Source organism: Rubrimonas cliftonensis (assembly GCF_900107585.1).
GTDB lineage: Bacteria > Pseudomonadota > Alphaproteobacteria > Rhodobacterales > Rhodobacteraceae > Rubrimonas > Rubrimonas cliftonensis.
In genome coordinates this window covers 297,134-318,177 of the sequence record NZ_FNQM01000003.1, presented here as the reverse complement: position 1 = coordinate 318,177, position 21,044 = coordinate 297,134, and the positions used below count along the sequence as shown (strand labels likewise).

Genomic DNA, 21,044 nt, shown 5'->3' with positions numbered 1-21,044 from the left:
CGCCGCCTGATCGCCGCCGTGCCGATCCTGTCCCAACTGCTCAAGGCCGAGCTCGCCGAACGCGAGGTCCGCTCCATCGCCTATCACATGAAGGCGGCGCGCTTTCCCGCCTACAAGGACCTCACCGGCTTCGACTTCGCCGCCAGCGAGATCAACGAGGCCACGGTGCGCCAGCTGCACAAGGGCGGCTTCCTCGACGCCGCCGAGAACGTCGTGCTGATCGGCGGACCCGGCACCGGCAAAACGCATGTCGCCACCGCCATCGGCGTCCAGCTCATCGAGCACCATCGCCGCAAGGTCCGCTTCTTCTCGACCATCGAACTCGTCAACGCCCTCGAGCAGGAGAAGGCCCGGGGAAAGGCCGGCCAGATCGCGGACGGCATGATCCGTCTCGATCTCGTCATCCTTGACGAGCTCGGCTACCTGCCGTTCAGCGCCTCGGGCGGCGCGCTGCTCTTTCATCTGCTGAGTAAGCTCTACGAGCGGACCAGCGTGATCATCACCACCAATCTCAGCTTCAGCGAATGGGCCACGGTCTTTGGCGACGCCAAGATGACCACCGCGCTCCTCGATCGCCTCACCCACCGCTGCCACATCCTCGAGACCGGAAACGACAGCTTCCGCTTCAAGGCGAGCACCGCCGCCGCAACCCGGAAAAAGAAGGAGGTCCCAGTCAACTTGACACCCGCCTGAGCCGCGCGGAGCAATATCCAGCCGGGTCACTTCTCAATGGAAATCCCGGGTCAGTTCCGCGCGGAAATCAACAGCCGCCTCCTCGACGTCGCCTGCACCCGCGCACGCGAGCGTCCGATGGTCGTTGGCTTCGCCTCCGCTCCGGGTTCGTTGTTGGGCTAGAGTACGCCGGCGCGTGAAGCTTCGGCGCGGAGGGAAGCTTCGAAGCTTCGAAGCTTCCGAGCTTCGGCTTTTCCGTTTCCGCCGCGCCGCTCGCGGATGCACCTCCTCATCGTGCCGGCTTTCGTCACGATGAACAGGAGCGTCGACCATGCCGCAGCCTCCCGCGTATGGCGCCGCCGAGGTGATCCTCGCCGGTCAGAAACTCGAAGCGACCGGCGCCGCCGTGTCGCAGTCGTCGCTCCATGTCGCGCTCGGTGGGCGCGGGATGCCGTCGACGGCGTGGCGCGCCTGGACCGAATACACCGAGCTGCGCGGGCCCTGGACGCCGCCTGCGCCTTCGACCGATTCTGGGCGTGCCGGTCTGTCGAAGACGGCCGCCCTCGGCTACGCCAACGCCGTCGCCGCCATCCTCGCGTTCGGCGAACTGATGCGCGACGAGACCGAGGAGACGCACGCGCTGCGCGCTGCGCAGACCATGCGGGCGCAGGACGATGTTCTGGCGACCTCCGCCCGGCTCGGCCGCGAACTTGAGCGCAGGGACGCCGAGATCGCCACCCTGCGGGCCGAGCTCGACGCGGCGCGCGCCTCGCAGATCAAGCCGTCCATTGGCTTCGCTGTCCGGGGTCCGGCGTCGACCTGGTGCCCGCCGTTTGTCGCCGGGGCGGGGCCGTTTCCGGCGTGAGCGCCGCGACGCGGCGACGCCGGACATCGCGGCTTCATGCGCTCTACCGCTGGCGCGACCTGTCCGGGCGTCTGCCCTCGCCGCTGTCCTCGCCCTTCGGCGCCTCCCGCCGATCGCGGGCGGCGAGCGCGGCGCGGCGCAGGTCGTCGCTGAGCGCGCGGTCGTCCTCGCGCACCGCGGCGGCGAGCGCGACGACCGCGGTCTCGCAGGGCGTGGATTTTTTTGTGTCGTCGGCGCCGCCGAACCGCTCCTGATCGCGCATCAGCGCGGTCTTGAGATACTCGAACGCGCCGCGCCACTTGCCGAGCAGACCGTCCGGCTGGAAGGCGCGCACGGCGACCGTCGCGGCGTCGGTCACTTGCTTCCACGCCCGCGCCAGCGAGCGACGCACAGCTTTCGGCGCGGCCGCGTGGGCGGCCTCGATCTCCGCGCGCCGTTCAGGGCCCGGCGGCCGTTTTCCTGGCAGAAGCCGCGCTCCGTCCTCGTCATGCTCGGCAATCTTCACCTCGCCCTTCGCGAGCGCCAGCGGCGTGATCTCGAAGTACATCTCCGTCGCGGCGCGGTCGCGAGCAGCGCTGGCGCGATCGCGCTTTGCGTCGGCGCGGTCACGCTCGATCGCCGCGCGTTGGTCGGCGATCTCGGCGGCCATCGCCTCGGTGCAGGCGCGCTCCTCAGCCGCTTCGCGCTGCGCATTGACGGCCTTGGCATGCATCTGCGCGGCGGCGTCGAGAACGGCTTCCGCCGCTTTCATGTCAGCTTCCGTTTGCGCACGTTGGCGCTCGATCGCGGCCTCGCGCTCGGTCAGATCGACTTCCCACGCAGCAGCGGCTTCGCGGTCGGCGTCTGCAATCTTCAGCACCGCCTCGGTCGCAACGGCGAGATCGGCGTAGCCCTCCGCCAGCGCCTTCTGGCGCCCACGATCTTCAGTGCGCTCCGCCGCCGCCCGCCTGTCGTGGAGATAGTCGCCACGGCTGCGCCGTTCCCGCCGCGGACCGACGCGCAGCAGGCCGGCGGGTGCGAAAACCTCTGCATGGATCTCGTCTTGCCAGTCGCGCATCGCCTCGCAATAGGCGCGGTTCCCGGCCTTGTTGCGGTCCTTGGCGGTGAGGGTCATCGCCCGCACGTCCGACATCAGCGCCTGCTTCGCTGCGACGCCTGGATGCAGCGCGTCGACCCGGCCCCTGGCCGGCTCCACGGCGTAGACATGCGCATGCACTTGCGCCTCGTCCCAGTGAACGACGGACATCGCCAGCACGCCGCCGGCCGCCTCGATGCGGTCGCGCTCGAAAGCGACGGCGTCGCCGATCACGGCGAGGCACCGCGCGCGCAGCTTCGGATCGGCGAGCGCATCCTTCGTCTCGACAGGCAGCGAGAACACCGCCGTGTAGAGCGTGCGCGCATCCTTGCGCAGAGCGCGCGAGCGCTTCTTCTTCGTCTTGGTCTTCGGGTCGGTGTAGCCGAACTCCTCCTTGATCGCCGCCGCCGCCGCGTGCGCCGCGCGCAGTTCCGCGAAACTGCCGACGGCGCCGGGGATGATCTGCGGCGGCGGCCCGCCGCGCTCGACATGCGGCGCGGCGCCGGCGAGGCGCTCGGCCTCGGCGAGGATCTCCTCCGTCGTCCAGCGCCGGCGCTCGCCGCGCGCCTTGCCGGGCTGGTGATGCGTCGAGCCGGTCGCGCCGGCGCGCGACCACGTTTCCATGTGTCCGAACTGATAGCCTTGCATTTGCGATGCCCGTCTGTTTTCGTATGTACAGAGCACATAGGCGCAGATACATTGATGAGCAAAGTCGCATTGAAATATTGAGCCATCGATACATGTAGGGACCGACTATGTGTATTGTCCGGGGTCTTCGACCCCTGCCAATACACGTCGGCTCTCCGAGGGGGCCTTCAGCCGGAGTCGGGAGCCGTTCCCTCTCCCGACACCCACTCCCTTGCGCCGCGTTCCGCGACGCGGCGGGCCTGCGGCCCGCGCGACGCCAGCCCCGGATCTCGCGCCATTCGGCATGCGTGATTTCCGGCGCCGACGCCGCAGATGAGCCGCCGGATCGACCGCCTTCCGCCGGGCGATCCAGCGGCGACCGCCTCCGATCAGCGACGCGTTCAGCGTCGCGGATCGTCGGCGATCGGGTGAAGGCGGAGGCGGCGGATCGTCGACATGGCTGGGGTGAAACCGGGACCTGCGGCGGCGAGGGACGGCGTCGTTCGACGCACGCGCATCGAGTGACGCGCGCGTCGAGCGACACCGCCCCGGGTGAAGGAAAAGGGTGGTGACATCGGCTGGCGCGTCGTTCCTCCAACAAGCGGAGAGCGACATGCTCGACACGACCACCGTCTCCGAGAAGACCGGGAAATGGACCGCGGCGCTGACGCCCGGCGCCGTGATCCTCTTCGATTTCCCGAGCGACACCGCCGACGGCGAGACGAAGAAACGACCCTGCCTCGTCATTGAAACCGGTCGCGCCGGCGACGACCGTTTCGTCGAGATCGCGTATGGCACGTCATCGAAAAGCGCGGCGAATGCCGGGCTCGAGATCCATGTCCGCACCGCCGCGGGGATGCGATCCGCGGGCCTCGAACGCGCGACGCGGTTCGTGCTCCGCCGTCGCGTGATCGTCACGACCGACAGCCCGCGGATCGCCCATTCATCGACACACCGCTCGCCGGTGATCGGGCGGCTCGACGCCGCCGCGATGGCCCGCCTCGCCGCCCTGCGCGGGCGTCTTTGGGAAGAGAAGATGCTCGCAGCCACGCGGCGCTACGAGCGGCGCTCCGTGACCGAAGGCGGCGTTCCGGTGGTCTGGCGATCGACCCGACGGCCGCTGATCCCCGCGCCGAGTTTCAGCCGGTAGTCGGCCGACGCTGCGCCCGGCCCGCCGACGCGCGGGGCTCATCCCGGCGCTGTCCATCGGCCCCGAACAGGTCGGGCCGCCGCGCGCCGCGCGCGACGGGGACGGAGCAATTCCGGCCCGGGGCCTCGCGATGGTTCTCGAGGCGCGACCATCGCGGGGCCACGAGCCGGGAGGGTGAGGGACTGGTGGAGACCATGCGGGAGGACGCGGTCGCGCGCTGCGCGCCGCCGCGGACAGCGCCCGCCTTGACCGCGCAGGACCGCGCGGCGCTGGGAACGAAAGGACCTCCCAATGTCGAACGACACGCTCGCCGCCATTCGGCGCGATGGCGCGACGCTCGCGCTCGCCGCCCGACAATTGCTGGCGCTGCGCTGCGCGCAGGCCGACGGCGCCGACGGCGCCGCGCTCGCCCATGCGCTCGCGGACATGATGCAGGATGGCGAATACCCGCACGGATGGCCGCTCGCAAAGACGATCGAGTTGATCGACGTCGCCGGCATCGACCGGTGCGCCCGGACGGCGGCGCTTCGTGGCCGGCTCTTCGATCTCGCCGAACGGCTCGCCCTGGTCGAGGACGATGACGAAGAGCCCGCCGCCGCGGCGTGAGCCGCCATCATCACCCGGTCGGGCCTCCAGCGGCCCGTCCGGATCCCGCATCTCACCCGCGTCGCTATGGCGCGAATGCGCCAACCATCCCAGCGCAGCGCGCCCTTGCGCTCTTGACGTCGCACGACCGCGACGCCCGCGCGATCGCCCGAGGGCGAAGCGCGCAACTGCCGGCGCATTGCGCCGGCGCTCAGAGGGAACATCATCATGCATGTCTGCGAGACCTGCCTCTACCACGACCGGCCAGAGGCGCTGATCGCCGCGGCGATGAGCGCGGCCCGGGCCCTGGCCGCCGAGATCGCGGCGGCCGAACATCACATCGAGCCGAAGCTGCGCGGCGTCGCGAACACGGTGCGGCGGATGGCCGAGGACCGGCGCATCACCGACCGCATGTTCGGTGGCCCGCTTGCGAGCCTCGTCGAACGGCTCGACCGCGCCGTCACCGACGCGACGCGCACCGTCATGCGCACCGTCGAACGCGGCCACGACGCCGACGGCCCGATCTTCGACTACGAGCCGGAGACGGTGATCGATCCCGCCGCCGCGCCGCTCGCCGCCGTGCTCGAGCGGGCGCGCGCCGTCTCGGCGCTCATCGACCGCGCCCGCGACATCGCCGCCGCGGACGAAGCCGTCATCGCGCTGCGCGAAGGCGCCCGCCGCGGCTGACGCCGCCCTCGCGAGGCCGGTGGTCGGCGAAAGCCCACCGCCGGCAAAACTGATCGGTCCCCCCGAAAAAAGTTCGCCGTCGCTTTTCCGGCCCCAACCGCATGGACCGATTTGCTGTTCAGCGAGGAGACGAGAGGGCGACGACCATGGAAAGCGCGCAAGTGAAACCCGAGACCCGGCAGCGCCGTCGCGCGCCCAGCGCTCAGGACATCACCGGCACGCTCAGGGCGGCAGCCGATGCCGGCCTCTCCGTCTGCGAGATCCGTCGAGAACCGGGTGGAATCGTCCGGGTGTTTGTTGGTCAGCCGATACATGAGCAGAACTCAGAATCGGCGCTTGTTGAGTGGAAGCGTAAGCGTGGCGAAAGAAAATCCGTATCCCGGTCTCTTTAAGACATCTGCGAAGCTGAAAAGCGGCGAACGCGCCACCTACTACTACGCATGGAAGAACGGACCGCGGCTCAAACACCCGTTCGGGAGCGAGAGGTTCAAGGCCGAGTTCAATGCGGCAACCAAGCAGCGCGCCAAAGACGGTCCGCCCCCGGTCGCACCTCCAAATGTTGCCAGTCTCATCAGGCGATACGAGAAGAGCCGTAACAAGAGCGGCACCCAAAAAGGCTATCTCGCACTCGAAGAGAAGTCACAGAAGGACTATCGCCGCTATCTCGACGAGATCGAGGACGAGTTTGGCGAAATGCCCCTAGCCGCTGTCGAAGAGCGCGGCAGCCGTGAAGTTTTCATCGAGTGGCGCGATGAGATCGCTGAAGATCGTCCGCGGAGTGCCGACTATGCCATGAGTGTCCTGAGCGCTCTCTTCAGTTTTGGCGTTAACCTCGAGCTCCTTGGCCGAAACCCGGTCTTGCGCCCGGGGCGCGTGTATGCGGGCACTCGCGTAGAGACCATCTGGTCAGTGGCGCAGCTCGAGTTCTTTGTCGACCATGCGCCGGCGCGCGTCGCCCGTGGCGTGCTTCTCGGCGGCTTCAGCGGCCAGCGCCAGCGTGATTGCCTTGACATCATTTGGCGGCGGTGCGGTCCCGATTTTCTCGATGTGCGGCAGTCCAAGACTGACGTTCATGTCAAGGTGCCGGTCTGGGGGCCTCTGGCGGCAATGATGAACGCGATCCCGGCCCAGGGGCCGGATGACACCGTCCTCACAACGTTGGAGGGCCAGCGCTGGACGTCGGGCGGATTCAGATGCGAGTTCCGGAAGGCCCGTAAGGCCGTGGTCGAAGCGGCGTGCGCGCTTCGCGAAGCCGCCGTCGGAAAAGACGCCATCAAGTACGCCGATGAGATGCTTGCGATCGCCGATCGCCGGTTCTCTGACCTCCGAGGGACTGCCGCCACCATGTTGCGACATGCGGGCTGCACCATCGAGGAGATCAGCGCGATAACGGGACACAAGAGGGCCGACGTGAGCCGAATCCTCGACCGCCACTACCTCAAGAATGATGGCTCGCTCGCCCAGTCGGCGGCGCTCAAACTCCAAAACAGCTTCCAAAATAAGCTGGCCACGCTTGAGGCGAAGCTCGAAAACCGTTGAGGGATATGGTGGGTGTGCACGGGCTCGAACCGTGGACCCGCTGATTAAGAGTCAGCTGCTCTACCAACTGAGCTACACACCCATGCCGCGCCGTTTAAGGCCGCGCGCCGGGGATTGCAAGCGGCCGCGGCGCGGCGCGCGTCAGGGTCTGTTCTCCGCGCCGGGATGCTGACAAAGCTGCCGGATCGGCTATGTGTCGCAGCCGCCGCGGCGACGGGCGGCGCGAGGCGGAAGGGTGCAGGGATGCTTTGGCTGGAAAACGCGCTGGAGCGGGTGATATTTCTCAGCCGCTGGCTGCTGGCTCCGTTCTTCCTGGGGCTGATCCTCGGCATCGTCGCCCTGCTCTACAAGTTCTGCAAGGATCTGGTGGGCCTTGCCGACGACGTGCTGGGCGGCACGTCCGACGACGCCGTGATCCGCATCCTGACCATGGTGGACACGACGCTGATCGCCAGCCTCCTGCTCATCATCGTCTTCTCCGGCTACGAGAACTTCGTCTCGAAGATGGGGGCGGCCGACCATGAGGACCGGCCGCCGTGGATGGGCAAGGTGGGATTCGCCGATCTCAAGCTGAAGCTCATCGGCGCCATCGTCGCGATCTCCGCGGTGGAGCTGCTGAAGTCCTTCCTCCAGCCGGAGGGGCACAGCGCCGAGGCGCTGGCCTGGCAGGTGGGCATCCATGTCGCCTTCGTCGTCTCCGGCGTGCTGTTCGCCCTGACGGACTACATCGCCGAGGGCAAGAAGACGAAGTGACCGCGCGCGGCGGCGTTGCAATCGCGGCCGCGGCGGGGCATGGGGCCTCTCCCGCGCCGCAGGCGGCGACGCCCCTCCCGATCCGCGAGCCGACGCTATGACCGCCCCTGCGGAGTTCGACATCTTCCTCGCCGCGCCGCCGGGCCTGGAGCCGCTGCTGCGCGACGAGGCGGCGGCGCTCGGTTTCCGCGGCGCCGAGGTCTCGCCCGGCGGGGTGCTGACGCGGGGCGGCTGGCCCGAGGTCTGGCGCGCGAACCTGAAGCTGCGCGGCGCGGGAAGGGTGCTCGCGCGCGTCGGCGCCTTCCACGCCGTGCACCTCGCCCAGCTCGACAAGCGCGCCAGGCGGCTGCCCTGGTCGGACATTCTGCCGCCGGGCGCCACGCTGCGGGTGGACGCCGCCTGCCAGCGCTCCCGAATCTGGCACGCGGGCGCCGCCGCGCAGCGGATCGCGCGCGCCGCGGCGGAGGCCGTCGGCGGGACGGAGGCGCCGGAAGCCGGTTTCCGCATCCTCGCCCGCATCGTCGAGGACCATTGCGTGGTGAGCATCGACGCCTCCGGCGAGCCGCTCCACAAGCGCGGCCACAAGCTCGCCGTCGGCAAGGCGCCGCTGCGCGAGACGCTCGCGGCGCTGTTCCTGCGCGCCTGCGGCCATCATGGCGCGGAGCCGGTCGTGGACCCGATGTGCGGCTCGGGCACCTTCGTTCTGGAGGCGGCGGAAATCGCGCTGGGGCTCGATGCGGGCAGGGGGCGAGCCTTCGCATTCGAGCGGTTCCCCGGTTTCGACGCCGCCGCCTTCGCCGCGATGAGGTCGCCCGGCGCGGCCCCGGGCCGCCCGCGGTTCTTCGGGATGGACCGCGACGCCGGGGCCGTCGAGGCGGCCGAGGCCAACGCGGCGCGCGCCGGGGTCGCCGGCGCCGCCGTGTTCCGCCGGCAGGCCGTCAGCGCGCTGGCCCCGCCGGAGGCGCTGGAGGGCGAGCCCGGCCTCGTCGTCGTGAACCCGCCCTACGGGGAGCGCATCGGCGAGAAGGGCGACCTGCGCGCGCTCTACGGATCGCTCGGGCAGGCGCTGCGGGAGCGTTTCCGCGGCTGGCGCGTCGGCGTCGTGACCAGCGAGCCGGCGCTGGCGCAGGCCGCGGGGCTGCCCTTCCTGCCGCCTGGCCCGCCGGTTCCGCACGGCCCCCTCAAGGTGCGCCTCCACCGGACCGGCCCGTTGCCTTGACCGGCGATTGACCGCCGTCAAGGCGGGCGATCGCTCCGGCGCCATCCTCTCGCCATCGACACCTTGGGAGAGGAGGCGTTCATGGTCGAAAAGACCGATGCGAGCCACTGGTGGCCCGCGCTGTTCGAGCCGCTGCGCGCCGCGGGTCAGCGCGTCGCCGACTGGTTCGCGCCGCGCAGCGAGGCGGCGACCGACAAGGCGGGCTATGAGATCACGATCGAGCTGCCGGGCGTGAAGCCCGAGGACATCGAGCTCTCGATGCATGACGGCGCGCTGATCGTGCGCGGCGAGAAGCGCGCCGAACGCAGGGTGGAGGGCCGCACCTATTTCTTCAGCGAGCGCGAGTACGGCGCCTTCCAGCGCAGTTTCCGCCTGCCGGCGGACGCGGACCCGAACGCCGTCGAGGCGTCGCACGCCGACGGGGTGCTGACGGTCGCCATCGCGCGGCGCGCCGACAGCATCGCGCAGGGCAAGCGCATCGCCGTGAAGCGCGGCTGAAGGTTTCGGTCGGCGGCCCCATCCCGCCGCCGGCCGCTCACTCCCACAGGCCGGAGGACGGCCTGAGATCGGGGTTCATCATGTCGTGGATGTACTGGTTCCAGTAGGGCGTCCAGCAGACCAGCAGCTTGCCGGTCCCGCGATAGGCCCTCGCGAGGGGCTCCCCGGCGATGAGTGCGCGGATCAGTCCGCCCGGGCGCTTGGTCGAGAAGCGCAGGCCGTCGGTCCGCCCCAGCACGAGGCGTCCCTTCACGAGGATCTCGGCGTCGTCGATGGCGACTTCCTCGACCGGACCGGGCGCGTTGATGACCACCTTGCCCTCGCCCACCACGGTCGTCTGCAGCTTGAACAGCCCGTCGCCGGCGAAGAGCGAGGGCACGATGCGCTCCAGCCGCAGGCCCAGCCTCACGTCGCCCTCGGCCGCCCAGAACACGCCCGGTTCGAGTATCCAGCGCATCTCCCGCGCCTCGAACACATGGTAGCCGCGCATCGAGGGTTGCAGGTGCACCGCGCCCGAGCCGGTGTAGCGCGGCCGCACGGCGCCCTCGCGCGAGATCATCGAGCGCAGAAGCGTTCCGGGCCCCGGCAGCGGCGCCGTCATGCGGATGTCGCCCTCCAGTCGCGAGAGCGCGCCGCGCACCGTTCGCACGGTCTCTCCGGCGAGATCGATGCGGAGCTGCCGCATGCCCTCCACGTCGCGCACGGTGAAGCGGGCCATGGCCGTCAGACCTGCGGCTCGTCGAAGACCATGCGGGTCTCCCACAGCGCCGACATCGCCTCGGGCCGCAGCCCGCCGTCGCCGCGCAGCGGGTCGTCCAGCGCGATGATCACGAAAAGCATCACGCCGAGGAAGAACGACACCAGGCCGCCGAGCACGAGATGCGGGGCGGGGCGGATCTTCAGCATGATGAGGAATGCGATGTTCACTGCCGCCCCGGCGATCACGGCGTACCACAGCACCGCGGGGATTCGCGTCAGGACGCCGCCGAGCCGTGCGTCCCGCGCGCGGGAGAATTCGTGGAACACCTGCGTCACCTGGCGGTGCAGGATGTCCTGCGACGGCGTCTCCGGCGAGAAGCCGGCGAGACGCTGCCGCATCGCGTCCGCCCGATGGGAACCGCCGAGAAGGATTTCGCCGCGCCGGTGCGCCGGCCAGTCCTTCAGGATGGTGTAGAGCACATAGTCGCGCAGCATCTCGCGCAGCTCCGACCGCATCGGGTCGGGGTAGCTCGCGGCGTCGGCGTAGAGCGAAGAGACGCTCGCCGCCTCGTTGAACGCCGCCCGCTCCACCGCCTCGGCGTTCTGGTAGGCGGCAACGGCCAGCAGGCCCACCAGCAGGCCGTAGAACAGGCTGAACACCGAGGTCGCGAAGCCGATGGTGGCGTTGACGTTGGCCTCGCCGCCGACAAGCAGCCGCAGGAACGGCTTCACGAGCAGCACGCCGAGCCATGTCACGCCGACCGTGGCGGCGACGCAAAGCAGCGCCAGATCGGCCTGCGGCAGTTCCTTGAGAAACTCCGGCATCTGCGCTGCGGCCTTCGGGCGATTTCAATTCGGTCGATGCGAAGGCTATCGCGCGGCGACGCCGGCAGTAAAGTGACGATGATTGGGCGAGGCGGGCGGCGGGGGACCATGATGTCGCGCAGAGTGAAACTCGTGGCGGCGCTCTGCTGCGCGCTCGCAGGCTGGCCGGCATGGGCGCAAGGGAGCATGCGCCTGTTCTCGCTCGGCTCGGGCGAACTCGACGGCGGCTATCATGACGCCGCGCGGGCGCTCTGCGCGTCGGTGAACGACAGGGAGCGGGGCAGGCTGCGCTGTTCGCCGGAGACGACGCCGGGCTCGCGCTACAACATCGATGCGCTGGCCAGCGGCGAACTGGACATGGCGATCACGCAGTCGGACCTCGCCTGGAAGGCCGTGGAGGCGGGCGTGGAGCTGCGCGTGGCGAGCATGCTCTACGTCGAGACGCTCGCGCTGCTGATCCGGCCGGGGATGCGCTTCGACGGTCTTCAGGATCTCCTCGGCGCGCGGGTGGACATCGGGCCGCCGGCGTCGGGCCGCAACGCCACGCTGACGGCGCTGCTCGAGGCGCTGGAGACGCCCGCCGCCTCCTTCGCGGAGCTGTCGCGCCGCACGGGGTCGGACGCCGTGGAGGCGCTCTGCGACGGCGCGCTCGACGCGGTGATGCTCATCGTCGGGCATCCTTCGGCGCTCGTCGCGAAGGCGATCGATGCGTGCGGCGCGCGTCTGACGCCGTTCGCCGGGCCGCGGGTCGTCGCCGCGACGGCGCGTGCGCCGTTCTTCCGGACCGAGCGAATCCCCGCGGGGCTCTATTCCGGCGTTGACGGCCCGGTGCCGACCCTGGGCGTCGCGGCGCTGCTGGTGGCGCGGGCGGACACGCCGACGGACATGGTCGCCGCCGTCGCGGAAGCGCTGGTGGCGCCCTCCCGCAACATGATGCTCCGCGCGCCGCTTCTGGCGGAGGCCGACCCGACGGCCGTTGCGGAGGGATTCGGCCCCATCGTCGCGCATGCGGGCGTCGAGAGGGCCTTTGAGGCGGCGCCCTGATAGCCTGACCCGGAACGGCGTTTCGGATCAGGCCCCGGCAGGCCGTCAGAGACCGAGCGCCGCGTAGCTCGACGCAACCCGGCCGATCGACACGATGTAGGCCGCCGTGCGCAGGTCGGTGACGTCGTTGCGCGAGGTCCAGACGCTGTGCATCGACTGGTAGGCGATGCGCATGGTGTCGTCGAGGCCGGAGCGCACCAGCTCCAGCTCGTCGGCGCCCCGGAGGTAGCGCTCCTTGAAGTCGGGCGAGAGCTGCCAGCCCACGCCGGTGTCCTTGGACAGCCGCTCCAGCTCGTCGATCAGCAGCTGGTGCCGGCCTTCCTCCTGCCGGCGCTGCATCCGGCCGAAGCGGATGTGGCTGAGGTTCTTCACCCACTCGAAATAGCTGACCGTCACGCCGCCGGCGTTGGCGTACATGTCGGGGATGATCACCGTCCCCTTCTTGCGCAGCATCTCGTCGGCGCCCGCCGTCACAGGGCCGTTGGCGGCCTCGATGATCAGCGGCGCGCGGATGCGCTCGGCGTTGGTGAGGTTGATCGCGGCCTCGAAGGCGGCGGGGATCAGGATGTCGCAGTCGCCTTCCAGCACGTCGGCGCCCGCGGCGACGTAGTCCGCGCCCGGAAAGCCGCGCACGCCGCCGGTCTGGGCCATGTGCTCCTTCACCCGCTCCACCGGCAGGCCGCGGGCGTCCATGATCGCGCCGTCGCGCTCCGCGATGCCGACGATGAGGCAGCCGTCCTCCTCGGAGAGGAACTTCGCGGCGTGGTAGCCGACATTGCCGAGGCCCTGCACGATGACGCGCTTGCCGCCGAGGCCGGGGCTCATGCGGGTCGCGTCCACCGCCTCCTTGTGGCGGAAGAACTCGCGCAGGGCGTACTGCACGCCGCGCCCCGTAGCCTCGACGCGGCCCGCGATGCCGCCGGCGTTCAGCGGCTTGCCGGTGACGCAGGCGCGCGCATCGATCTCGGTGGGGTTCATCCGGGCGAACTGGTCGGCGATCCAGGCCATCTCGCGCTCGCCGGTGCCGATGTCGGGGGCCGGCACGTTCTGCGAGGGGTGGATCAGGCTGCGCTTGATCAGCTCGAAGGCGAAGCGGCGGGTGATGCGCTCCAGCTCGTCGGCCTCCCACTCGCGCGGGTCGATGCAGAGCCCGCCCTTGGAGCCGCCGAACGGCGTCTCGACCAGCGCGCACTTGTAGGTCATCAGCGCGGCGAGCGCCTCGACCTCGTCCTGATTGACGCTGGGCGCGTAGCGGATGCCGCCCTTGACCGGCTCCATGTGCTCGGAGTGCACCGAGCGGTAGCCCGTGAAGGTGTGGATGCGCCCGCGCAGCCGCACCCCGAAGCGCACCGTGTAGGTGGAGTTGCAGACGCGGATCTTCTCCTCAAGCCCCGGCGCAAGGTCCATCAGCGCGACGGCGCGGTTGAACATGATGTCGACGGACTGGCGAAAGCTCGGCTCGGCGCTCATGGGTGGTTTCTCCCCCTCAGGATTGGCGCCTGACGATGCGCCCGCAGGTTGCGGCGGTCAAACCAAGCTTTGAGCGCGCCAGCGCGACGTTTGCGCTTGGCGTGGCGGTGGGGCGCCGCCTTCGGCCGGCTCAGGTGGTGACGTCCGGGGCGTCGCGGCCAAGGCGTTCGCGGATGCCGGCCAGCGCGTCCGCGGCCTCCGCGACAGGGCGCAGCACCTGAGCCGGGTCGAGCGCCAGCCGCGCCGGGTCATCCTCGAAACGCTCGAGGTAGAGGCGCAGGGTGGCCCCCTGCGTGCCCGTGCCCGAAAGCCGGAAGACTGCGCGCGCGCCGCCCTGGAAGCCGATCCGCACGCCCTGCTTCGCCGCCTTCGCGCCGTCGATCGGGTCCGTATAGGCGAAATCATCGGCGGTCTCTACCGTGTAGCCGCCCACGGACTGGCCCGGAAGGCCCGCGAGGCGGCCGCGCAGGTCGTCCATCAGCGCCTCGGCGGCGGTCTTGTCCACCGCCTCGTAGTCATGGCGGGTGTAGTAGTCGCGCCCGTAGGTCTTCCAGTGGTCGGCCATGATCTCGGCCACCGACTGCCGCCGCACGGCGAGGATGTTGAGCCAGAGCAGCACCGCCCAGAGCCCGTCCTTCTCGCGCACATGGTCCGAGCCCGTGCCGAAGCTCTCCTCGCCGCAGAGCGTGGCGCGGCCGGCGTCGAGCAGCGTGCCGAAGTACTTCCAGCCGGTCGGCGTCTCGAACGCCTCCACGCCCAGCTTCGCGGCGACGCGGTCCGCCGCGCGCGAGGTGGGCATGGAGCGCGCGACGCCCTTGAGCCCGCCGGCGTAGCCCGGCGCGAGATGCGCGTTCGCCGCCAGCACCGCGAGGCTGTCGGACGGGCTGACATAGACGCCGCGGCCGAGGATCATGTTGCGGTCGCCGTCCCCGTCCGACGCGGCGGCGAAGTCGGGCGCGTTCCCGCCCATCATCTCGTCGTAGAGCGGCCTGGCCCAGGTCGGGTTCGGGTCGGGGTGGCCGCCGCCGAAGTCGGGCAGGGGGACGGCGTTCATCACCGTGTCGGGCCCGGCGCCGAGTTCGGCCAGCACCGCGGTCGCGTAGGGGCCGGTGATCGCGTGCATCCCGTCGAAGCGCATCGTGAAGCCCGAAGCGAAATGGGCGCGGATGGCGTCGAAGTCGAACAGCGTCTTCATCAGCGCCAGATAATCGACGACCGGATCGACCACCTCCACGATCATGTCGCCGAGAGCGTGCTCGCCCGGCGCGTCGAGGTCGGGCGCGTCGGCGTCGGCGATGCGGTAGGCGTCGAGCGCCTCGGTGCGGGCGTGGATCTCCGCGGTGACGGCCTCCGGCGCCGGGCCGCCATTGGCGCCGTTGTACTTCACGCCGAAGTCGCCGTCCTCGCCGCCGGGGTTGTGGCTGGCCGACAGGATGATCCCGCCGTCGGCGCCCCGGCTGCGGATGAGGTTCGAGGCGGCGGGCGTCGAGAGCAGAGCGCCGCGCCCCACGATCACCCGCGCCGCGCCGTTGGCCGCCGCCATGCGCAGGATCGTCGCCGCGGCCTCCGCGCCGAAGAAACGCCCGTCGCCGCCCAGCACAAGCGTCTTGCCCGAGAGGCCGCCGACCGCGTCGAAGGTCGCCTGGACGAAGTTCTCCAGATAGCGCGGCTGCATGAATGTGCGGGTGGTGGCGCGCAGGCCGGAGGTGCCCGGCTTCTGCCCGGCGAAGGGCGTGGTGTCTACGGTGCTGAAGGCGGTCATTGCGGCGTCTCCTCGGTGCTGTCTGGTCGCGTCCGCGGCGCTTCCCGGCGCGCGCCCGGCCGGGCCGCGCCGAACAGGCCGGCGAGTTCGCGCAGGGCGACGTTGTCGGCCAGCGCCTCCACCGCGCAGGGCAGGCGGCGGCGCCAGTTGGGGTGGGCGTGGACGGTGCCCGGCAGGTTCTGCTGCTCCACCGCCCCCAGCGCGTCGTCGAGCGACAGCGCCGCGATGGCCGCGGGGCTCGCCGCGAGCGCCGCATGCGCCGATGCGGCGGTGGACGCCTCGTCGTCGGGCGCGAAGCCCTCGGCGCGCAGCATCCGGCCGAAGGCGGCGATCTCATGGGCGCGGGCGTCGCGGGCCGCGTTCGCCTGCGTCTCGTCGTAGTCGCCGACCTTCTCGCGCCAGTCGATCTCGCGCCCCCGCAGCCAGCCGCGCAGGGTGGGCGTGTCATGGGTGCCGAAGCTTGCCGACACGCCGTCGCGCCACAGCCGCGGCGGCGTGAAGACGCCGTGCTCGCGCTCGAACTGCATCACCGCGCAGCCGTAGAGCCCGCTGGCGCCGAGCCGGTCGCGGAACCCCTCCGGCACGGTGCCGAGATCCTCGCCGATCACGAGGCAGCGCGCGCGCCTGGCCTCCAGCCGCGTCAGCGCCAGCAGCGCGTCGAACGGATAGGCGACGTAGCCGCCCGGCTCGCCGCCGTCCGGCGCCCAGTAGGCGCGCGCGAAGCCGAGCACATGGTCGATGCGGATCATGCCGGCATGGCGCATCGCCGCGCGCAGCGCCGCCCGGAACGGCGCGTAGCCGCAGGCCCTGAGCCCCTCCGGCGCGAAGGGCGCGAGGCTCCAGACCTGCCCCTTCGGCGACAGCCGGTCCGGCGGAGCCCCGAGCGAGACGCCCTCGGCGAAGGCCTCCCGGTTCGCCCAGACGTCCGCGCCGTCGGGCCGCACCCCGACCGCCAGATCGAGATAGAGGCCGACCGCCATGCCGGCGCCGCGCGCCGCCGCCTGCGCCGCGCCGAGCTGCGCGTCGGCGAGCCATTGCAGCCACAGCCGGAAGCGAGGCTCGTCGGGGCAGGCGCGGGCGAAGGCGCGCGCGGCAGGCGCCTCCGGCCCCTCGTGGCCGGCCGGCCAGGCGCGCCAGTCCTCGCCCAGCCGCAGCGAGAGCGCCTCGCACAGCGCGAAGCCCTCCAGCGCCGCGCCGGGCCCGCGGGCCCAGGCGGCGAAGTCGGGGTCGTCGCGGCCTCCGGCCTCGAACAGCGCCCTGAGCGCCGGCGCCGCCGCGGCGTCGCGCGCGCGCCACTGCGCGAGAGGACCTGAGCGGGCCAGCGCCACGCCCTCCGCGGCCTCGGCCGTCAGCGCCCGCGCCGCGGCGCATTCCGAAAAGCCGGGGACGGCGTCGGGCGCGATATGGGCCTCGGCGTAGGCGATGCGCGAGGTCGGCGCATAGGGGCTGATCCCCTCATGCGCCGCGCCCAGCGCATGCACCGGGTTGATCCCGACGAAGGCCGCGCCGAGGCCGCCCAGCGCCCCGGCCGCCGTCGCCAGATCGACGTAGTCGCCGATCCCCAGCGACCGCCGCGAGGCGAGGCCCCAGAGCGGCGCCATCGCGCCCCAGATGCGCGGCGCGCAAGTGACCTCATCGACGCTCGGCGCGCGCGCCGGCGCCACGATCAGAAGGCAGGTCTCGCCGCCGGCGCGCAGCAGATGAACCCCCTCCGGCGGCTCCAGCCGCAGATGCGCCTCGGCCTCGCCCTCGCGCACGGCGCCGTCCTCGAGTTCCAGGAGCCAAGGGCCGGCGACGTGGAAATGCGCGGCGCGGCCCGTCTCCACGACCATCTCCGCCGGCATCCGGCGCCGCGCGGCCGCCGCCTCGCGCGCCGCCAGCAGCGAAGCGGCGCGTTCAGGCGTCGCGGCGTCGAGCCCCATGGCGGCGAGCAGCGCGACCTGCGTATCGATCCCGGTCTCGTGGTCGCGCCCCTCGATGTCGCGCCAGCCCGGCGCGACGCCCATCGCGGCCGCCAGCCGCGCGCGGGGGTCGCCGCCGCCGCTCATGCCTCGGCGGCGCGGCTGAGCGCGAAGGCGACAAGGCTCTCGCCCGCGATCGGTTCCGTCGGCCCCGCCGGCGACGGCGCCGCCTCGGGCGCGGCCGCGTCGAGTTCGCGGCTCCAGCGCCAGCCTTTCGGCGCCGTCGGCAGCGCGACCTCGCCAGCCTCGGTCCGGCCGTTGAAGGCGAGCATCGCCGCGTCCGGGTCGCCATGGGCCGGCCCTTCGGCGCAGCGGCGCAGGACGAGGCAGAAGCGCGCGAGCAGCGGATCCCGCCACTCGACCTCCGCCCCGTCGAACGCGCGCCATTCGACGTCCGGCAGGCCGTCCTCGCGGGGCTCGCCGTGCAGGAAGCGGTTCTGGCGCAGCACGGCGCAGTCGCGGCGCAGGGCGACGAGCCGGCGCGTGAAGGCGAGGAGCCCCGCGTCGGCCTTCGTCCAGTCGACCCAGCCGATCTCGTTGTCCTGGCAGTAGGCGTTGTTGTTGCCGCCCTGCGAGTTGGCGATCTCGTCGCCGGCCAGCAGCATCGGGGCGCCTTGCGCGAAGAACACGGTGGCCAGCATCGCGCGGCGGCGCTGTGCGCGACGGGCGAGGATCTCCTCGTCGTCGGTCTCGCCCTCGACGCCGCAGTTGTCCGAGAAGTTGCTGTGGTGGCCGTCGCGATTGTCCTCGCCGTTGGCCGCGTTGTGCTTTTCGTTGTAGGCGGTGGCGTCGGCGAGCGTGAAGCCGTCATGGCAGGCCACGAAGTTCACCGAGCTCCACGCCGCCCGCCCGCTCTGGTCGAACAGCGCCGCCGAGCCGAGCAGCCGCTCCGCCAGCTCCTGCGCCGCGTGGGGCTCGCGCTTCCAGAAACGCCGGGTGGTGTCGCGGAAGGCGTCGTTCCACTCCGCGATGGGGGCGGGGAAGCCGCCGAGACGGTAGCCGCCGGGCCCGATGTCCCACGGCTCCATGATCAGCTTCACGCCCGCCAGCACCGGATCCTGCCGCAGCGCGTCGAGAAAGCCGCCCTCGGGGTCGAACCCGCCGGGCTCGCGCGCCAGCGCGGTGCCCAGGTCGAAGCGGAAGCCGTCCACCCCGTAGTCCTCGACCCAGAGCCGCAGCGAATCGAGGATCAGCCGCATCCCCATCGGCTTCTCGGCCCGGAACGTGTTGCCGCAGCCGGTGTCGTTGACGTAGCGGCGCAGGCGGCCCTGCTGAAGGCGATAGTAGCCGGCGTTGTCGAGCCCGCGGAAGCTCAGCGTCGGGCCGCGCTGGTCGCCCTCGGCGGTGTGGTTGTACACCACGTCGAGGATCACCTCGATCCCGTTTGCGTGCAGCGTCGCGATGCTGTCGCGCAGCCCCTGCGCGCCGTTGGGGCCGAAATAGCGCGGCTCCGGCGCGAAGAAGCCGATGGTGTTGTAGCCCCAGTAGTTGCGCAGCCCCATCAGCATCAGCCGGCCGTCGTCCATGAACGCCTGCACCGGCAGCAGTTCGACGGCGGTGACGCCCAGGGACTTCAGGTGATCGACGACCGCCGGGCAGGCCAGCGCCTCGTAGGTGCCGCGCAGTTGCTGCGGCACGTCAGGGTGCAGCATGGTGAGGCCCTTGACGTGGGCCTCGTAGAGCACCGTGCGCTCCCAGGGCGTATTGGGCCGCGCGCTTGGCGGGATGGGCGCCGGACGCGCCTTCACCACGCATTTGGGGAGCGCCGGCGCGCTGTCGGCGAGCGACATGACGTCCTCGCCGCGCTCGGGGTCGTGGCCGATGAGCAGCGCGGAGGTCGGGTCGAACGCCCCGTCGAAGGCGCGCGCATAGGGGTCGAGCAGCAGCTTGGCGGGATTGGCGCGCTGGCCCTGTCCGGGCGCCCATGGCCCGTGGGCGCGCAGGCCGTAGAGCATCCCCTCGCGCACGCCGGCGACATGGCCGTGCCATATGTCCCCGGTGCGCTCGGGCAGGGCGATGCGGGCGACCTCGCGCACGCCGTCCTCGGCGAACAGGCAGATCTCGATCGCCGCGGCGCTGGTCGAGGCGACCGCGACGTTGGCGCCCGTCGCGTCGGGCGTGACGCCGAGCGGGTGGGGCGCGCCGGCCGTGGCGAGGAAGTCGGTCATGCGGCGCAGAGCTCCCGATAGATGTCGGCGTAACGCGCGGCGGAGACGGTCCAGCTCACGTCCTGCGCCATGGCGTTGCGCTGCATCGTCTCCCACAGCGCGACGTCGGCGAAGGCGTCGCAGGCCCGGTCGATCGCGTCGCCGAGCGGCCCCTCCGCGATCGGCGAGAACTGGAAGCCGGTGGCGCAGCCCGCCTGCATGGCGGCGGGGTTGGCGTCGATCACCGTGTCGCCGAGCCCCCCGGTGCGCGCCACCAGCGGCAGCGCGCCATAGCGCAGCGCATAGAGCTGGGTCAGCCCGCAGGGCTCGAAACGCGAGGGCACGAGCAGGCAGTCGGCGCCGGCCTGCAGCAGGTGCGACAGCGGCTCGCTGTAGCCGATCACCACGCCGACGCGGCCGGGATGCGCCGAGGCCGCGCCGCGGAAGGCGCGCTCGAGGTCGGCGTCGCCGCTGCCGATGACGGCGAGCGAGGCGCCGCGGTCGAGCAGCCGGGGCAGGGCGTCGAGCAGCATGTCGAGCCCCTTCTGGCGCGTGAGTCGGCTCACCACGCCGAAGAGCGGCGCGTCCGGCGAGCGCGCCAGCCCGAAGCGCTGCGCCAGCGCCTCCCGGTTGACGGCGCGGCGGGGCAGGGTGTCGGCGTCGTAGGCGGCGGGGATGTGCGGGTCGGCGGCGGGGTTCCACACGGCGTCGTCCACGCCGTTGAGCACGCCCTCCACCTCCGCCCGACGCTCGGCGATGACGCCCTCCAGCCCCATGCCGAAGGCCGGCGAGGTCAGCTCCCGCGCATAGCCGGGCGAGACGGTCGTGATGCGGTCGGCCGCCGTCAGCCCGCCCTTCAGGAAGCCGACCTGCCCCCAGAACTCGTAGCCCGAGGGCGTGAAGCCGTCGGCGGGCAACCCCAGCCGGGGCGGCAGATCCGGCGGGAAGACGCCCTGGAAGGCGATGTTGTGGATGGTCAGGAGGCAGGGCGGCCCGCCCGGCCGCGCCCGCAGATAGACCGCCGCGAGCGCCGTCTGCCAGTCGTGCAGGTGCAGCACGTCGGGGCGCCAGTCGCCGACGCCCTCGCGCGCCAGATGCGCCGCCGCGCGCGAGAGCGCGGCGAAGCGCTCGGCGTTGTCGGGCCAGTCGCGCCCGCCCTCGTCGAGGTAAGGGCCGCCGGGGCGGGCGAAGAGCGCAGGGTCGTCGTAGAGCAGGAGGTCGATCCCCTCGGCCCGCACGCCGCGCAGCCGCGCGCCGTCGAAGCCGCCCAGATCCTCGCCGCCGAGCGCCGCGACGGCGGGATAGGCCGGCATCAGCACGCGCGCCTCGACGCCCAGCCGCGCCAGCGCCAGCGGCAGCGCGCCGGCGACATCGGCGAGGCCGCCGGTCTTGACGAACGGCGCGCATTCGGAGACGGCGAACAGCGCCTTCATGGGGGGGAGCGGTCCTCGGGGTCAGATCGCGCG

General features: G+C 71.5%; 17 protein-coding genes, 1 tRNA gene and 1 pseudogene. 10 read left to right on the top strand and 9 right to left on the bottom strand.

Annotated elements, in window-relative coordinates:
* Positions 1-12: 12 nt before the first annotated feature.
* Together istB and BLW43_RS07025 are read left to right on the top strand one after the other, a co-directional pair.
* Positions 13-693: pseudogene (gene istB / locus BLW43_RS07030) on the top strand (IS21-like element helper ATPase IstB); the annotation flags it as partial.
* Between the two features lie 310 nt (positions 694-1,003).
* Complete coding sequence (locus tag BLW43_RS07025; protein ID WP_093250878.1) at positions 1,004-1,537, top strand: hypothetical protein; 534 nt, start codon at positions 1,004-1,006, stop codon at positions 1,535-1,537.
* Between the two features lie 43 nt (positions 1,538-1,580).
* Here the strand turns inward: BLW43_RS07025 and BLW43_RS07020 are convergent, their stop codons facing one another.
* On the bottom strand, positions 1,581-3,236 hold the full coding sequence (locus BLW43_RS07020; protein WP_139284001.1) for a plasmid recombination protein: 1,656 nt from the start codon (positions 3,234-3,236) through the stop codon (positions 1,581-1,583).
* A gap of 616 nt (positions 3,237-3,852) precedes the next feature.
* On the opposite strand from BLW43_RS07020, the gene BLW43_RS07015 reads away from it, so the two are divergent.
* The 4 genes from BLW43_RS07015 (at position 3,853) to BLW43_RS07000 (ending at position 7,200) form a co-directional block, all read left to right on the top strand.
* On the top strand, positions 3,853-4,389 hold the full coding sequence (locus BLW43_RS07015; RefSeq protein WP_093250870.1) for a type II toxin-antitoxin system PemK/MazF family toxin: 537 nt from the start codon (positions 3,853-3,855) through the stop codon (positions 4,387-4,389).
* A 291-nt stretch (positions 4,390-4,680) separates the two neighbouring features.
* Positions 4,681-4,995: a hypothetical protein gene (locus BLW43_RS07010; protein WP_093250866.1), complete on the top strand. Its 315-nt coding sequence runs from the start codon at positions 4,681-4,683 to the stop codon at positions 4,993-4,995.
* Between the two features lie 207 nt (positions 4,996-5,202).
* Positions 5,203-5,661 carry a hypothetical protein gene (locus BLW43_RS07005; protein ID WP_093250864.1) on the top strand — a complete coding sequence of 153 codons (459 nt, stop codon included), beginning with the start codon at positions 5,203-5,205 and terminating at the stop codon, positions 5,659-5,661.
* Between the two features lie 357 nt (positions 5,662-6,018).
* The gene (locus BLW43_RS07000; protein ID WP_139284000.1) at positions 6,019-7,200 is read left to right on the top strand and encodes a tyrosine-type recombinase/integrase; all 1,182 of its coding nucleotides are present in this window, start codon (positions 6,019-6,021) and stop codon (positions 7,198-7,200) included.
* Positions 7,201-7,206: 6 nt separating this feature from the next.
* Here BLW43_RS07000 and BLW43_RS06995 read toward each other — a convergent pair.
* A tRNA-Lys gene (locus BLW43_RS06995) sits at positions 7,207-7,282 on the bottom strand.
* A 161-nt stretch (positions 7,283-7,443) separates the two neighbouring features.
* On the opposite strand from BLW43_RS06995, the gene BLW43_RS06990 reads away from it, so the two are divergent.
* The 3 genes from BLW43_RS06990 to BLW43_RS06980 all read left to right on the top strand — a co-directional run bounded on the left by BLW43_RS06990 (position 7,444) and on the right by BLW43_RS06980 (position 9,670).
* Positions 7,444-7,953: a TIGR00645 family protein gene (locus BLW43_RS06990; protein WP_093250852.1), complete on the top strand. Its 510-nt coding sequence runs from the start codon at positions 7,444-7,446 to the stop codon at positions 7,951-7,953.
* Between the two features lie 97 nt (positions 7,954-8,050).
* Complete coding sequence (locus BLW43_RS06985; RefSeq protein ID WP_093250850.1) at positions 8,051-9,172, top strand: THUMP domain-containing class I SAM-dependent RNA methyltransferase; 1,122 nt, start codon at positions 8,051-8,053, stop codon at positions 9,170-9,172.
* An 81-nt stretch (positions 9,173-9,253) separates the two neighbouring features.
* A complete protein-coding gene (locus BLW43_RS06980) occupies positions 9,254-9,670 on the top strand; it encodes an Hsp20/alpha crystallin family protein (RefSeq protein ID WP_093250849.1) in 417 nt (138 codons plus the stop codon).
* Between the two features lie 37 nt (positions 9,671-9,707).
* Here the strand turns inward: BLW43_RS06980 and BLW43_RS06975 are convergent, their stop codons facing one another.
* The gene (locus BLW43_RS06975; protein ID WP_093250848.1) at positions 9,708-10,388 is read right to left on the bottom strand and encodes an AIM24 family protein; all 681 of its coding nucleotides are present in this window, start codon (positions 10,386-10,388) and stop codon (positions 9,708-9,710) included.
* 5 nt (positions 10,389-10,393) lie between these two features.
* Positions 10,394-11,194 carry a bestrophin-like domain gene (locus BLW43_RS06970; RefSeq protein WP_093250846.1) on the bottom strand — a complete coding sequence of 267 codons (801 nt, stop codon included), beginning with the start codon at positions 11,192-11,194 and terminating at the stop codon, positions 10,394-10,396.
* Between the two features lie 108 nt (positions 11,195-11,302).
* On the opposite strand from BLW43_RS06970, the gene BLW43_RS06965 reads away from it, so the two are divergent.
* Positions 11,303-12,238: a TAXI family TRAP transporter solute-binding subunit gene (locus BLW43_RS06965; protein ID WP_175478791.1), complete on the top strand. Its 936-nt coding sequence runs from the start codon at positions 11,303-11,305 to the stop codon at positions 12,236-12,238.
* A gap of 45 nt (positions 12,239-12,283) precedes the next feature.
* On the opposite strand, the gene BLW43_RS06960 is transcribed toward BLW43_RS06965, so the two are convergent.
* The 5 genes from BLW43_RS06960 to glgA form a co-directional block, all read right to left on the bottom strand.
* Positions 12,284-13,708, bottom strand: coding sequence for a Glu/Leu/Phe/Val family dehydrogenase (locus BLW43_RS06960; RefSeq protein WP_093250844.1), 1,425 nt, complete (start codon positions 13,706-13,708; stop codon positions 12,284-12,286).
* 130 nt (positions 13,709-13,838) lie between these two features.
* A complete protein-coding gene (locus BLW43_RS06955) occupies positions 13,839-15,470 on the bottom strand; it encodes an alpha-D-glucose phosphate-specific phosphoglucomutase (RefSeq protein ID WP_093250842.1) in 1,632 nt (543 codons plus the stop codon).
* Positions 15,467-17,518 (bottom strand): 4-alpha-glucanotransferase, encoded by a 2,052-nt coding sequence (gene malQ / locus BLW43_RS06950; protein WP_093250838.1) that lies wholly within the window; start codon positions 17,516-17,518, stop codon positions 15,467-15,469. The genes BLW43_RS06955 and malQ overlap by 4 nt, the downstream gene beginning before the upstream one ends.
* Positions 17,515-19,599, bottom strand: a complete 2,085-nt coding sequence (gene glgX, locus BLW43_RS06945) for a glycogen debranching protein GlgX (protein WP_093250836.1) — start codon at positions 19,597-19,599, stop codon at positions 17,515-17,517. The genes malQ and glgX overlap by 4 nt, the downstream gene beginning before the upstream one ends.
* The gene (gene glgA / locus BLW43_RS06940; protein ID WP_093250832.1) at positions 19,596-21,011 is read right to left on the bottom strand and encodes a glycogen synthase GlgA; all 1,416 of its coding nucleotides are present in this window, start codon (positions 21,009-21,011) and stop codon (positions 19,596-19,598) included. The genes glgX and glgA overlap by 4 nt, the downstream gene beginning before the upstream one ends.
* Positions 21,012-21,044: the final 33 nt, after the last annotated feature.

Excerpts from the sequence above, each read along its gene's own strand:
- BLW43_RS07025 (WP_093250878.1), top strand. The coding sequence starts at position 1,004 with ATGCCGCAGCCTCCCGCGTATGGCGCCGCCGAGGTGATCCTCGCCGGT.
- BLW43_RS07020 (WP_139284001.1), bottom strand. The coding sequence starts at position 3,236 with ATGGAAACGTGGTCGCGCGCCGGCGCGACCGGCTCGACGCATCACCAG.
- BLW43_RS07015 (WP_093250870.1), top strand. The coding sequence starts at position 3,853 with ATGCTCGACACGACCACCGTCTCCGAGAAGACCGGGAAATGGACCGCG.
- BLW43_RS07010 (WP_093250866.1), top strand. The coding sequence starts at position 4,681 with ATGTCGAACGACACGCTCGCCGCCATTCGGCGCGATGGCGCGACGCTC.
- BLW43_RS07005 (WP_093250864.1), top strand. The coding sequence starts at position 5,203 with ATGCATGTCTGCGAGACCTGCCTCTACCACGACCGGCCAGAGGCGCTG.
- BLW43_RS06990 (WP_093250852.1), top strand. The coding sequence starts at position 7,444 with ATGCTTTGGCTGGAAAACGCGCTGGAGCGGGTGATATTTCTCAGCCGC.
- BLW43_RS06985 (WP_093250850.1), top strand. The coding sequence starts at position 8,051 with ATGACCGCCCCTGCGGAGTTCGACATCTTCCTCGCCGCGCCGCCGGGC.
- BLW43_RS06980 (WP_093250849.1), top strand. The coding sequence starts at position 9,254 with ATGGTCGAAAAGACCGATGCGAGCCACTGGTGGCCCGCGCTGTTCGAG.
- BLW43_RS06975 (WP_093250848.1), bottom strand. The coding sequence starts at position 10,388 with ATGGCCCGCTTCACCGTGCGCGACGTGGAGGGCATGCGGCAGCTCCGC.
- BLW43_RS06970 (WP_093250846.1), bottom strand. The coding sequence starts at position 11,194 with ATGCCGGAGTTTCTCAAGGAACTGCCGCAGGCCGATCTGGCGCTGCTT.
- BLW43_RS06965 (WP_175478791.1), top strand. The coding sequence starts at position 11,303 with ATGATGTCGCGCAGAGTGAAACTCGTGGCGGCGCTCTGCTGCGCGCTC.
- BLW43_RS06960 (WP_093250844.1), bottom strand. The coding sequence starts at position 13,708 with ATGAGCGCCGAGCCGAGCTTTCGCCAGTCCGTCGACATCATGTTCAAC.
- BLW43_RS06955 (WP_093250842.1), bottom strand. The coding sequence starts at position 15,470 with ATGACCGCCTTCAGCACCGTAGACACCACGCCCTTCGCCGGGCAGAAG.
- malQ (WP_093250838.1), bottom strand. The coding sequence starts at position 17,518 with ATGAGCGGCGGCGGCGACCCCCGCGCGCGGCTGGCGGCCGCGATGGGC.
- glgX (WP_093250836.1), bottom strand. The coding sequence starts at position 19,599 with ATGACCGACTTCCTCGCCACGGCCGGCGCGCCCCACCCGCTCGGCGTC.
- glgA (WP_093250832.1), bottom strand. The coding sequence starts at position 21,011 with ATGAAGGCGCTGTTCGCCGTCTCCGAATGCGCGCCGTTCGTCAAGACC.